The following is a 12,248-nucleotide window of genomic DNA, read 5'->3' as shown; positions in this document are numbered from 1 at the left end:
AGTCCTCTTCACCGTCTGGTCACCTTTTCCCCTCACCGCAGCCGTCACATTACCCAAACGCCTCTTTGGCAAGCGGAGTTCGTATGATGCGCGCCATGGCGAGTCACGGGGAAATCATTGCCGGGCGGTATCGGCTTTTGGCGCTGCTTGGGCGGGGTGGGATGGGGACGGTGTGGCGGGCGGACGATCAACTGCTCGGGCGGGCCGTCGCAGTGAAGGAGTTGCATTTCGACGGGGGGCTTTCGGCCGGGGAGGTCGAGAGTCGGCGGGGGCGGATGCTGCGCGAGGCGCGTTCCGTCGCGCAGGTGAAGCACCCCGGCGTCCTGGTCCTGCACGACGTCGTCCAGCACGACGTACGGCCCTGGCTCGTGATGGAGCTGATCGACGGGCACTCGCTCGCCGACCGCATCGCGGTGGACGGCCCGGTGCCGCCCGCCGAAGCCGCCCGAATCGGCCTCGCGCTGCTCGCCGCCCTGCGCGCCGCGCACGCGGTCGGCGTGCTGCACCGCGACATCAAGCCCGCGAACGTGCTCCTGGAGGCGGGTACGGGCCGCGTCGTGCTGTCCGACTTCGGGATCGCGCAGGTCGACGGGCAGACGACGCTGACGGAGACGGGCGCGTTCGTCGGCTCACCGGAGTACACCGCTCCGGAGCGGATGTCGGGGAGCCGGACCGGCCCGGAGTCCGATCTGTGGTCGCTCGGGGTGCTGCTCTGCGCCGCCGTCGAGGGCGAGTCGCCGTTCCGCCGCGACTCGTTGGCGGGGGTGCTGCACGCCGTCGTCATGGACGAGATCAAGGTGCCGGACTCGGCGGGTCCGCTCCTTCCCGTCGTACACGGTCTCCTTGAACGGGATCCCGGGCGGCGGCTCGACACGGGCGCTGCGGAGCGCGCGCTGCGGGGGTTTCTCGCGGAGGAGCGGACTCCTCCCGGCGACCCCGTCGTGCTCGGCGCCGCCCCCGCACCCAAGACCTCCCGCCCCCGTCTCCGTACCGCCCTCCTCGCCTGCGCCCTGGTCGCCGTCCTCGCGGTCGGCGGCACCGGAGCATGGGTCCTGACGCGGGACGACTCCCCCACGGTCACGGGCACGGGGACGGAGGCGGGGTCTGGGACGGACGAGGTGCGGGGGAAGCCTTCCCGCAGTTCCGGCGAGTCGAAGGATCCCGGCCCCAGGACGTCCCCCGCCCCCGAACCGAGCGACACCGCCGACGCCACCGGCAAGCCCACGCCCTCCGGATACCGCACCGTCTCCGACCCGACCGGCTTCACCCTCGCCGCCCCCACCAGCTTCGTCCGCGCCGCCGAACCACCCCGCGTCTTCTACCACTCCCCGGACAACGCCTTCCGCATCGGCGTCCACCCCCAGCCCCTGGACCCGGACGGCCCCCTCGCCGTGATGCGGAAGGCACACAGGAACGGCCCGTCGGACTACCCCGGCTACCGGAACGGCTCGGTCCGCGAGACCACGCACAACGGATTTCCCGCCGCCGTCTGGGAGTTCACCTGGGACGGTGGTGCCGGAGACGGCGGGCCGCGCCACACGTACGACCTGAGCTGGGACGAGGACGGCAAGATGTACGACCTGTGGGTCTCCGGACCGGCCGGGCAGGCGGCCACGGCCGAACGTCACTTCATCGAGGCGCACAGATCCTTCACGCCGACGGGCTCGTGAGGGCCTGACGGAGCCGTACGGCCGCCCACCAGCCACTGTTACTGTCCGTACCCATGACCGACCCCAACAGCTCAGCCCCCGCCGCCGAGTTGTACGTGCGCATGGAGACCGCCTGCGAAGGCACCCCGTACCGGATATCCCGTACCGACGCGGGATTCGACCTGACCGTGGACGTCCGTCTCCCGCAGTGGCAGACGCTGCTGATCCGTCTCCGCAAGTCCCAGGTGCACACGTACCGCATCGCCCTCACCCCGGCCGAGAAGACCTTCACGCTGACGGATGTCGTCCGCACCGTCGAGCGCGTGGAGGGACCGGGCGGAGTCGGATTGCGGCTCGGCAAGACGGTGTCCGTCGGCCGCACCCTCTCCACCACCTCGCACCGGACCCTCGACGGCACCGACGAATACACCTTCTCCTCCGCCGAGGGCCACCGCCTGATCCGGGGCGTCACCGGCGAACTCGGCTGGCAGGAAACCCGCCCCGCCGCCCTGAAGATCGCCGCGACGGTCGGAATCTGCGCCTGCGCAGCCGCCCTCGCCACCCTGATCACCGTCGCCGTCGTCAACTGGCTCTAGCGGGATGCTCGATCTCCCTCAGCCAGTGGGACGTCGGGCCGAGGGTGAGCAGGCCGGTGCCTGCGCCTGCGAGTTCGTCGCGGGCCGGGGTCAGGCGAGGGTGGACGCGGGTCAGGGTCGGCGCGTCGGCCAGTTCCAGGGCCACCGCCGCCTCCAGGCAGCACAGAGCCTCGTACATCAGGTCCGGGGGTGGTTCCGGGAGGGCCCGGAGGGTGTGGCGGGCCGCTGTGCGGTGGCCTGTGCGCAGGTGGGCGAAGGGTTCGGCCCAGGGGCGGTACGGGCCCCAGTCCTCGGTGAGGTCCACGTGCCGGGCCGCTTCCAGGGCCGCGCGGGGGCGGTCGTTCAGGTGCAGGCTCAGCCGGGCGAGAGGTGGCAGGCCCCGGGTGAGGCCGGGCATGCCGGTGCCTTCGAGGTGCTCGGTGGCGGTGCGGTACGCGGCGGCGGCGCCCGAGGTGTCACCCGTCGCCGCGACGCGTAGCGCCCCGTACCACTCCGTGAACACCGGGGCCAGCGGGAGTTCGTGGTGGGCGGCGAGGTGGTCCACGGCGCGGGCGTGGGTGTCGGCTGTCGTGAAGTCGGCCAGGGCGGAGCGGGCCTGGAGGCGGATGAGGTGGCCCAGGATCTCGTAGGTGACGAGGTCGTGGCGGGCCGCGAGGGGGATCAACTCCGCGCCGATGGCGTCCCGTTGCGCGGCGCGGCCCGCGCTCTCGCAGCTCTGCATGAACGCGCCGTTCAGGGCGAACGCCAGCAGGGCCGGGTCGTCGAGGCGGCGGGCGATCCGTTCGGCCTCGCGGGCGGCGGCGGGCGCGCGCGGGGAGCGGGTGCCCCGGGACTCGACGGCGATCGTGGCGAGCAGACGGCAGCGGGCGGCGGCGTACGGGTCGCCGGGCGGGAGCGCCGTGAGGGTGCGTTCGGCGGCCGTGACGATCTGGCGGGCCAGGTCCGGGTCGTCGGCGCGGGTCCAGATCGCGGGGACGTCGTACGCGCCGATCACGCGGGCGGTCAGCACCGGGTCCCCGGACGCCTCGGCCGCGTCGATCGCCGCCATCCGGTGCTCGCGTACCTCCGCGAGGCCACCGCCCCCGGTGACCGCGAGGTTCCGCAGCAGGCCGACCGTGGATTCGAGGCGGGCGCGGGCCCCGGCGGCGACCGTACGGTCGTACGCCGCCGCCGCGCGGGTCCACAGGCGGGTCGCCGCCGCATCCGTGCTGTCGAGGCCCGGGGCCTGGGGATGCGGCGTGTCGAGGCCCGGGTCCTGGGCCAGGATGTCCGCCTCCAGGCGGCGCAGGCCCGCGCCCGGGTCCACACCCAGCTCGGCGGCCAGCGCGCTCCGGGCGCGGCGCAGTACGGCGAGCGCGTCGCCCTGGCGGTGCGTGCGGTAGAGCGCGAGGGCCAGCAGCCGCCAGGCGTCCTCGCGCCACGGATGCTCGGCGAGATGCGCCTCAAGACCGGGCACCGCCTCCGCCGCGCGCCCCAGGTCCAGCAGCACGCCCGCCTGCCGCTCCACCGCCTGGAGCCGCAGCTCAGCCAGGCGCGCCCGCTCGCCGCGCGCCCAGTCCTCGTCGGCGAACTCGGCGTACGCGGGGCCCTGCCAGAGGGCGAGCGCGTAGCGCAGGCGCGGTAGCGCTCGCGCCGGCTCCAGGCCGGACACGGCGGCGATGGCGGCCTCGAACCGCCAGGCGTCCACGGCGTCCGGCGCGACCCGCAGCGCGTATCCCGGTCCCTCGGTGACCAGGAGCCGGGCGGGGGTTCGGGGCGGACGTGCCGGTTCCAGTACGCGGCGGAGTGCGGCGACGAAGGTCTGTACGGCGCCGACCGCGCCGGCCGGGGGCTCGTCCCACAGATCGTCGACCAGGCGGGCGACGGGGACGACACGGGTGCGGGCCACGATCAGGCGGGCCAGGACGGCGCGGTGCCGGGGGCCCTTCAGCGCGAGGGGTTCGCCGTGTCCGTCGCGGGCCGTGACCGGTCCGAGCACCTGGAAGGTGACGTGCTCCATCCCCAGTTCTCCGCTCCTGGCCCGGCCGACGCCGAGCCTCACCGACCGGACGCTGACCGGACGCTGATTCGCCCACGGGACGCTCGACCCATGTCAGAACGCATGTCAGAACCCGTACCCGCGTCACCGACCCTCCCGGATTTCACGTACCACCGCATCCCCGTCACCGCCGACGGCATCTCCCTCACCGCCGCCGTCGGCGGCTCCGGCTCCCCCGTCGTGCTGCTGCACGGCTTCCCGCAGACCCATCTGATGTGGCGGCACGTCGCCGCCGACCTCGCGGCCGACCACACCGTCATCTGCCCTGACCTGCGCGGATACGGCGCGAGCGACAAGCCGGCCGACCCGGACGGCACCGCGTACGCGAAGCGCACCATGGCCGCCGACGTCGTCGCGCTCGCCCGCGCGCTCGGCCACGAGCGGTTCGCGCTGGCCGGGCACGACCGGGGCGCCCTGGTCGCCGTGCGCGCCGGGCTCGACCACCCCGGCACCGTCACGCACCTCGCCGCGCTCGACGTGCTGCCGACCCTGGACATGTGGGACGTGCTGCACGGGACATCGGCGGCGGTCGGCTTCCACCTCTACCTGATGGCCCAGCCGCCCGGCCTGCCGGAGGAGCTGATCGGGGCCGCGCCCGACGCGTTCTTCGGCCACTTCCTCGACGGCTGGACCCGGGACCCGGACGCCATCCCCGCCGACGTACGCGCCGCCTACCTCCGGGCGTCGCGCGAAGCGGTGCCCTCGATCGTGGCCGACTACCGCGCGTCGGCGGGCATCGACGTCGACCACGACCGCGCCGACCGGGCCGCGGGGCGCCGCCTCACGATGCCGGTGACCGTCCTCCAGCAGGACTGGGGCGCGGCCCTCGGGTACGACGCGTCCGCGCTGTGGCGCGCCTGGGCACCGGCGCTGGAGCACAGGACGGTGACCTGCGGCCACTTCATGGCGGAGGAGTCCCCTGAGGAGGTCACGAAGGCCCTGCGGACGCTCCTGACCAGGACCGGGTGACCAGGACCGGGTGACTCCGCGGCGGTCGGAGTAGAGTCGAAGGTCGAGGAGGCGACGCCATGGTCACCCTCATCCTGGTGCTGGCGCTCATCGTCCTGATGGTCGTGGGAGCGTTCCTGATCCATCTGCTGAACAACCAGCACGAAGAACGGATAGCGGCCCACCACTACAGCGACCCCCTCCCGGGAGTGGGCCGCCACCACCGCAAACGCCACCACGCGACCACCTCCACCGGCCCGACCACCCCGACCGACGGCCGCTCAGGCAGCGACTGACGCCTCGTGCGCGGTGGCCAGTTGGGCGATACGGGTCGCCATCGCCGTGTCCTTGGCCGTGATCGCGCCACCCGCGTCATGGGTGTTCAGGGCGAAGGCGATCGTGCCGTAGAGGATCGTGATGCGGGCGTGGTGGTCGGCCTGGTCCTCGGCCGCGGCCACATCGGCGTAGAACGCCGGGATACGGGCGCGGGTGGCTCGGTACGTGGCGGTCAGCTCGCCGTTCTCGACGGTCCAGCCGGGGAGGGCGGTGAGGGATTCGGCGAGCTGGGGTTCGGTGAGCGGGGGTGTCGGCACGGGCTTCCCTTCGACGGTGAGCGGACGGCTTTGCCTGAGCCTAGGCCGGTGTGCTGGTGCCGCCCGTCATCCCCCGCACCGGCAACTCCGCCGAGTCGGAAGGGCCCGCGGGGTCCGTGGCGTCGATGCGGCGGGCGGCCGGCGTACGGCCGTAACGTTCGGCGAGCGGCACCGACGTGAGGCCGTGGGCGAGCACACTGAGCAGCACCGTGCAGACGACCACCGGCGTCACCGTCTTTGCGGCATCCGGCGCCAGCTCCTCCACCGCGAGGAGGCCGAAGATGATCGAGGCCAGCCCGCGCGGGCCGAACCAGCCCATGAACAGGGTGGTCCGCCCGCCGAGTCCCTCGCCGAGCAGCGCCAGGGCCACCGGCAGTATCCGGATCACGGTCAGGCTCAGCAGCGCGTACACCACCGCCTGCCAGGTGAGATGGTCGAACGCGGTCGGTACGAGCACGGCGCCGAAGAGCAGCCACACCAGCGCCGACGACAGCCCGGCCGTCTGTTCCACGAACTGCATCTCGGGTTGCGGGGTGCCCCGGACGGCCCCGAAGACCAGCCCGGCCATGAAGGCGGCGACGAAGCCGTTGCCGCCGATCGCGACGGCGGAGGTGTAGGCCAGCAGGGCGAGCGCGAGGACACCCGCCCCCACGAAGTCGGGGGCCGGCCAGCCCCGGCGCAGCGCCGCCTTCAGCAGCCACCCGGCGACCAGTCCGAACACGCAGCCGTACCCGAGGCCGATGGCGAGGTCCGCGACGGCGGCACCCGGGGCGCCGGAGTGGGAGGCGCCCTCGCCCGCCACGACACCGGCCAGGGCGAGCACGACGACGGGGGTGGCGATGCCGTCGTTGAGGCCGCTCTCCACGTTGATGAGCCGTCGGATGCGCGCGGGCACCGACGGGTTGACCATCATCGCGGCGCCGAGCGCGGCATCCGTCGGCGCGAGCGCGGCGCCCACGTACAGGGCGGCCCACCCGGACACACCGGGCAGCAGACCGTACGCGAGCAGGGCGCCGAGGCCGATGGTCAGCGGCAGTCCGATGCCGAGCAGCCGCGCGCAGAGTCCGAGGTCCGCACGGAGCGCGCGCAGGGGCAGCCGGGACGCGTCGGCGAAGAGCACCCACGCGAGGGTGGTCTCCGCGAGCGTCTTCACGGTCGTCGGCGAAGGGTCCAGGGGCAGGACGCCGATGCCCTCGGCGAGGAGCAGGCCGAGCAGGACGAAGGCGGCCGGTGCGGTGAGTTCGGCGCGGGCCAGGCGCCGCGACGACAGGCCCCAGAGGAACAGGGCGAGCAGGATCAGCGAAAGGGTTCCGTCCATCCGACCTAATCCGTCGGCGTGAGGGCTACTGGAGGATCTTCGCCTTCGCCTGCTGGAACTCCGCCTCCGTGAGGTCGCCCTTGGTCCGCAGTTCGGAGATCTTGGCGAGCTGTTCGGCGTGGTCCTGCGGGTTCTGCGCGGCGGAGTAGTCCCGCAGCGTCGCGTCGCGCGCCTTCAGCCACTCCTTCTGCTGTTCGATGTCCCGCTTGCCCATGTCGGCGCCGTGCACGACCACGTAGCAGAGGACACCGATGAACGGGACGATCAGCATGAACAGGAGCCAGGCGCACTTCGTCCAGCCCTTCATGTCATGGGCCCGGAAGACATCGGCGACCGCGCGGAACAGGACGATCAGCCAGATGACCCACAGGAAGATCCACATCACCGTCCAGAAGGCTCCCAGGACGGGATAGTCGTAGGCGAGATTTACGTAGCCCTGCATGGTCCCAGCCCTTCCGTCGACCAGCGGCGGCCCTCACACACGGCGACCGCCACGTCTCATACTCCGCCGGGTCGTACACCCCTGCCACTCGCGATGCCGGGGATAGTCGTCCCGTACGGCAGGGCCGGGCGGTGCGGAAGGCGTGGCGCGATGGAGGCTTCTCAGGTGTCCCAGGCCGCTGGGGTGCTGGACGCGATCGGGCACGCGCTGGCCATCGCCGGGTCCATGACCTGGGAGATCACCTGGGCCCTGATCCTGGGTTTCACCCTCTCGGCCGTCGTCCAGGCGGTGGTCCGCAGGTCGACGGTCGTACGGCTCCTCGGTGACGACCGCCCCCGTACGCTCGCCCTCGCGGCCGGGCTCGGGGCCGCGTCCTCGTCCTGTTCCTACGCCGCCGTGGCGCTCGCCCGCTCCCTGTTCCACAAGGGTGCGAACTTCACGGCGGCGATGGCGTTCGAGATCGCGTCGACCAACCTCGTCATCGAACTCGGGGTGATCCTGGCCCTGTTGATGGGCTGGCAGTTCACGGCGGCGGAGTTCGTCGGCGGCCCGGTCATGATCGTCGTACTCGCCGTCCTGTTCCGGGTCTTCCTGCGGGAACGGCTGCTGCGGGAGGCCCGGGAGCAGGCCGGGCGCGGGCTCGCCGGCTCGATGGAGGGGCATGCCGCGATGGACATGTCCGTGCGGGCGCGCGGCGGCTTCGCGCACCGGCTGTTCTCGCGCGAGGGCTACACGTCCGTGTCGCACATCTTCGTCATGGAGTGGGCGGCGATCCTGCGGGACCTGGTGGCGGGGCTGCTGATCGCGGGGGCCGTCGCCGCGTGGGTGCCGGACGAGTTCTGGCGTACGTTCTTCGTCGCCGACGACCCGGTCGTCGCCAAGCTGATCGGCCCGCTCATCGGGCCCCTGGTGGCCCTCGCCTCCTTCGTCTGCTCGATCGGGAACGTGCCGCTGGCCGTCGTCCTGTGGCAGGGCGGCATCAGCTTCGGCGGTGTCATCGCCTTCCTCTTCGCCGACCTGCTGATCGTCCCGATCCTGAACATCTACCGGAAGTACTACGGCGCCCGGATGGCCGCCTTCCTCCTGGCCACGTTCTTCACGGCGGCGGCCACCGCCGGGTACGTGGTCGAGGTGGTCTTCGGCGGCCTGGGCCTCGTACCGGACCAGTCCGATGCCCGTGTCCCGACGGGCGGTGTCAGCTGGGACTACACGACCTGGCTGAACATCGTGTTCCTGCTGCTCGCGGGGGCGCTGCTGTGGCGCTTCGTGCGGACGGGCGGGGTGGGCATGCTGCGGATGATGGGGGGCGCGCCGGAGAGCGCTGACTAGGCCGGTCGTCGGGGTGTCAGGCGGCTGCGGCCGTGATCTCCGCCTCGGACGTCGCCTTCACGCGTCCTCTCCGTGCCGCTTCCACGAGCGCCGCGTGGTCGATCTCGTTCTGGTCGGCGTACCGCTCCGCGAACTCGGCGATGGCACGGTCGAAGGAGTCGCCGCCGCCGAGATACGCGGCGATGGCGATCCGGTCGCCGGACCGGGCGTGCGCCCGTGCCAGGGTCGCGCCGCAGAGGTCGGCGAACGCCCGCATGCCCCGGGGCACCATGATCGTCGGGTCGATGATGCCCTTCCAGTCGTGCAACTGCCGTACGTAGAAGTCGCGTCGCTTGTCGTCGAGGCCCGTGACCCGGTCCCAGCCGAGGAACACGTCGCCGACGGCCTGCATCAGGCGCTGGCCCGCGACGACGCGTTCGCCCTGGTTGTCGTAGTGGCTCGCGCCGACGTGGTCCGCGAGCACCGACTTGTCGGCCTCCTTGGCCTGGAGGATCAGCGGGTCCTCGTCGTCCTTGCCGAGGAGCAGCAGCACCCAGCAGCGGGTGCCGACGCTGCCGACGCCGACGACCTTGCGGGCGATGTCGACCACCTCGAACTGGCGCAGGAGGTGGCGGCGGTCGGTGGGGAGGCTGCGGGCGTACCGGTCGGCGACGAGGGAGCGGAGTTCCTCCACGAACCGGTCGCGCCGGGCGCCGCCGAGGAGGTCGTCGACCGGTACGAGCAGCGGGGGATCGGGCGCGAAGCGGCGCTGTCCGTGGCGGATCTCGGTGAGTTTGTCGAACGCCTTCAGGCTGTCGCGGGTACGGGCCTTCGCCATGGCCTTGGTGAACTCGCCCCGGCCCCGCGCGCCCAGCCGCTGGTGCGCCATGAGCTGGAGCTGGTCCATGTCGGCGTGTTCGTACCAGACGTCGAGCGTGCCCATCCCGGCGAACGCGCGCATCCGTTCGCGGTACGAGCGGACGGCGGCGCGGACGATCGCGGCGCGCTCTTTGGCGGGCCAGCTGTTCTCGCGCGCGGCGATCACCAGGCTCGCGGAGAGCCGTTTGACGTCCCACTCCCAGGGGCCCGGCAGGGTCTCGTCGAAGTCGTTGATGTCGAACACGAGCCGGCGCTCGGGGGAGCCGAGCAGCCGGAAGTTCATCAGGTGGGCGTCGCCGCAGAGCTGGACGCGGATGCCGGAGTCGGCGGTGGACGCCAGATCGTTCGCCATGATCGCGGCGGCGCCGCGGTAGAAGCGGAACGGCGATTCGGACATGCGTCCGTAGCGGATCGGTACGAGGTCCGGGACGCGGGTCGCGGACTGGGCCTCGATGATGCCGATCGGATCGGCGCGCCGCTGTCCCGGCTCGAAGTCGGCGTGCCCGGACCTGGGCGACTTCTTCCGGGCCGCCCGGCCCCTCGCGGCCCGCTCCCTGGGGGTCGGACGCGGACCCTCACGACCTGCGTGGTTGTCGCCTGTGACCATCCCCCCATTCTCCGCCGCCTCCGGCGATCCGCATCTCGTAAGGGGGTGCCGGGGCGGGTGCCGGAGGGTCGGGGTGCCGGAGGGTCGGGGTGCCGGTGAGCGCGCGCAATTGGGTGTCCGGGCCGCCCCGACGGTGTGCCGACACCCGGCCCACCCGCGCCGCCCATAGGCTCGCGCCCATGACAAAAGACCAGGTCAGCCGCAATCTCAAGGGCATGGACGATCTCGATTTCGACGGCTGGAACCGAGCGGACTGGAACGGTGTGTTCGCCCACCACCACACCGAAGACGTCCTCGTGGACTGGAAGGGCCAGCCGCCGACTCATGGGGTCCAGGAGCACATCGACGCCATGAAGGCCTACGTCGAATCGGCCGGCGGCACACCCCCACAGATCGCCTCGCACCCCATCGCCTTCGGCTCGGGCGAGTGGACCTGCGTCATCGGCGAGTTCAAGGGCGGCGGTCGCATGGTCACGGTGGCGAAGTGGCGCGACGGGGCGATCACCGAGGAGTACATCTGGGCGTAAGCGCCCTCCCGTAGTCCCTCACCCGCCGGAACTCTCCCGCGGAGGGGTAAGTCTCCCCATGCACGCGCCGGTATGGACGAAGCTCCGGTACGGCGAGCTGTACCCCATCCAGACGAGCGGCACGAAGGCACCGATGTCGAGGTCGTGCTCGGTGAGGGGGACACGACAGGAGAGACAGACGGGCCGGTCCTTGCCGGCGGCGGTACGGGCGAGTTGGAGAGCGGCTTGTCGGTTGGTGGCGCGGTCGCAAAGCCGCTCCCCGGCCAGGGCGGCGGCTTCGCAGGGCCCGCAGGAAGTCAGGTGGAGGTAGAGATCCCGGTAGGTGTTCACGAGGGTGACTCGGATCTCGTAGCAGGAGGAGCAGGAGTACGGAGCCCAGCCGAGACCGGCGCGGAGGTCGATGCCGGTGCCGGGTGGGAGTGTGTCGGCGCACCATACGCAGGCGGCACCGGCGTTCTGTTCGGTGGTGAGTTGGCGCATGTGGGGGATCTCGAAGAACTGGAGATCGGTGAGGTCCTGGTCTTCGATGGCGCTCATCGGCGGGTCTCCCTCAGCGCGCGGCGCAAAGCGGTGCCCGGCTCGCATTTCCGCTGGTCGGTGTTGCACTGGGTGCAGGTGATGGTGTGCGTGATGAGGGCTTCGTACGCAACGGCGGCGTCGGGGAGCATCACGGTGCGGCCGTCTTCGGTGAGGGTGAACAGGCTCCGGGTCATACCCGTGTCCCTACGGCGATGGTGCCGGACCCGGCCAGCTTGGCCATCGCCCGCAGCACGATGGCGAGGCGGCGGTCGCCCAGTGACTCCAGGTTCCAGAAGGTGATGTTGCGGGGGAACCGGACCGCGACGATGAGGGCGAGGAACGCCTTGTCCGATGACGTGAGCCCTGGCGCCCGGGGGTACCGGGCTTCGAACGCCAGCCAGTCGCATGACACAGCACCGCCGTCATGCTCGGCGACGAGAATCCGCCGCACACACTCCCGCGCCAGTAACTCGTCCTCTTCAATGAGCGCGGCCAAGGCAAAGCGTTCACAAGGGGGTTGATCCCGTACCCATGCGGTGAGCCGTTCGCTGAGCAGCGGCTCCGGCTCCCGATCGGGCGCTGTGGTGAGGGGTGACCTGAGGACTGGCGTGTGTTCTCTCATGCCTCGCAGAGTGGCCGAGGGCCGGACCGGTGGGAGTAGCCAAAGTGTCGGCCAATCAGTCCCAGTTCCTGTCCCAGTTCCAGTCCCCGTCAGGCGGGTGCCGGGGACCTTTCGATTTCGGTGAGTAGCATCCGCAGCGTCAGTGAGTGTTTCTCCGGCGGGAGTCGGTCGAGTGCGGTCCGCGCGTATCGTGCGCCGCCCG

Annotated in this window: 14 protein-coding genes; 6 read left to right on the top strand and 8 right to left on the bottom strand. The window is 71.8% G+C overall.

Annotated features, from left to right (window positions below; genetic code table 11):
* Nucleotides 1-95: 95 nt before the first annotated feature.
* Nucleotides 96-1,670, top strand: coding sequence for a serine/threonine-protein kinase (locus ACIQNU_RS41435; RefSeq protein WP_401377166.1), 1,575 nt, complete (start codon nt 96-98; stop codon nt 1,668-1,670).
* 53 nt (nt 1,671-1,723) lie between these two features.
* Nucleotides 1,724-2,245 (top strand): hypothetical protein, encoded by a 522-nt coding sequence (locus ACIQNU_RS41430; RefSeq protein ID WP_401377163.1) that lies wholly within the window; start codon nt 1,724-1,726, stop codon nt 2,243-2,245.
* Here ACIQNU_RS41430 and ACIQNU_RS41425 read toward each other — a convergent pair.
* Nucleotides 2,232-4,244 carry a BTAD domain-containing putative transcriptional regulator gene (locus ACIQNU_RS41425; protein WP_401377160.1) on the bottom strand — a complete coding sequence of 671 codons (2,013 nt, stop codon included), beginning with the start codon at nt 4,242-4,244 and terminating at the stop codon, nt 2,232-2,234. The genes ACIQNU_RS41430 and ACIQNU_RS41425 overlap by 14 nt on opposite strands.
* Nucleotides 4,245-4,334: 90 nt before the next feature.
* Here ACIQNU_RS41425 and ACIQNU_RS41420 point away from each other — a divergent pair, with 90 nt between their 5' ends.
* Both ACIQNU_RS41420 and ACIQNU_RS41415 read left to right on the top strand, forming a co-directional pair.
* Nucleotides 4,335-5,252, top strand: a complete 918-nt coding sequence (locus ACIQNU_RS41420) for an alpha/beta fold hydrolase (protein ID WP_401377157.1) — start codon at nt 4,335-4,337, stop codon at nt 5,250-5,252.
* Nucleotides 5,253-5,311: 59 nt separating this feature from the next.
* Complete coding sequence (locus tag ACIQNU_RS41415) at nt 5,312-5,527, top strand: hypothetical protein (RefSeq protein WP_401377154.1); 216 nt, start codon at nt 5,312-5,314, stop codon at nt 5,525-5,527.
* Here the strand turns inward: ACIQNU_RS41415 and ACIQNU_RS41410 are convergent.
* From ACIQNU_RS41410 to ACIQNU_RS41400, 3 genes are read right to left on the bottom strand one after another with little or no spacing between them, the layout of a single operon-like run.
* Nucleotides 5,513-5,824, bottom strand: a complete 312-nt coding sequence (locus ACIQNU_RS41410; protein WP_401377152.1) for a 4a-hydroxytetrahydrobiopterin dehydratase — start codon at nt 5,822-5,824, stop codon at nt 5,513-5,515. The genes ACIQNU_RS41415 and ACIQNU_RS41410 overlap by 15 nt on opposite strands.
* Nucleotides 5,825-5,864: 40 nt before the next feature.
* Complete coding sequence (locus ACIQNU_RS41405; RefSeq protein WP_401377149.1) at nt 5,865-7,142, bottom strand: cation:proton antiporter; 1,278 nt, start codon at nt 7,140-7,142, stop codon at nt 5,865-5,867.
* A gap of 25 nt (nt 7,143-7,167) precedes the next feature.
* Nucleotides 7,168-7,584, bottom strand: coding sequence for an SHOCT domain-containing protein (locus ACIQNU_RS41400; protein WP_401377147.1), 417 nt, complete (start codon nt 7,582-7,584; stop codon nt 7,168-7,170).
* A 186-nt stretch (nt 7,585-7,770) separates the two neighbouring features.
* Between ACIQNU_RS41400 and ACIQNU_RS41395 the strand changes: the two genes are divergently transcribed.
* Nucleotides 7,771-8,913, top strand: coding sequence for a permease (locus ACIQNU_RS41395; RefSeq protein WP_401377343.1), 1,143 nt, complete (start codon nt 7,771-7,773; stop codon nt 8,911-8,913).
* Between the two features lie 16 nt (nt 8,914-8,929).
* Here the strand turns inward: ACIQNU_RS41395 and ACIQNU_RS41390 are convergent, their stop codons facing one another.
* A complete protein-coding gene (locus ACIQNU_RS41390) occupies nt 8,930-10,378 on the bottom strand; it encodes a DUF2252 domain-containing protein (RefSeq protein WP_401377144.1) in 1,449 nt (482 codons plus the stop codon).
* 179 nt (nt 10,379-10,557) lie between these two features.
* On the opposite strand from ACIQNU_RS41390, the gene ACIQNU_RS41385 reads away from it, so the two are divergent.
* The gene (locus ACIQNU_RS41385) at nt 10,558-10,905 is read left to right on the top strand and encodes a hypothetical protein (RefSeq protein WP_401377141.1); all 348 of its coding nucleotides are present in this window, start codon (nt 10,558-10,560) and stop codon (nt 10,903-10,905) included.
* A gap of 18 nt (nt 10,906-10,923) precedes the next feature.
* Here the strand turns inward: ACIQNU_RS41385 and ACIQNU_RS41380 are convergent, their stop codons facing one another.
* From ACIQNU_RS41380 to ACIQNU_RS41370, 3 genes are read right to left on the bottom strand one after another with little or no spacing between them, the layout of a single operon-like run.
* Nucleotides 10,924-11,442 (bottom strand): hypothetical protein, encoded by a 519-nt coding sequence (locus ACIQNU_RS41380; RefSeq protein WP_401377139.1) that lies wholly within the window; start codon nt 11,440-11,442, stop codon nt 10,924-10,926.
* On the bottom strand, nt 11,439-11,618 hold the full coding sequence (locus tag ACIQNU_RS41375) for a hypothetical protein (RefSeq protein ID WP_401377138.1): 180 nt from the start codon (nt 11,616-11,618) through the stop codon (nt 11,439-11,441). The genes ACIQNU_RS41380 and ACIQNU_RS41375 overlap by 4 nt, the downstream gene beginning before the upstream one ends.
* The gene (locus tag ACIQNU_RS41370) at nt 11,615-11,920 is read right to left on the bottom strand and encodes a hypothetical protein (RefSeq protein WP_401377136.1); all 306 of its coding nucleotides are present in this window, start codon (nt 11,918-11,920) and stop codon (nt 11,615-11,617) included. The genes ACIQNU_RS41375 and ACIQNU_RS41370 overlap by 4 nt, the downstream gene beginning before the upstream one ends.
* Between the last annotated feature and the right edge of the window lie 328 nt (nt 11,921-12,248).

The sequence above is a fragment of the Streptomyces sp. NPDC091292 genome, assembly GCF_044757265.1.
Taxonomy (GTDB): Bacteria; Actinomycetota; Actinomycetes; order Streptomycetales; family Streptomycetaceae; genus Streptomyces.
This window is presented reverse-complemented; position numbering and strand designations above follow the sequence as displayed.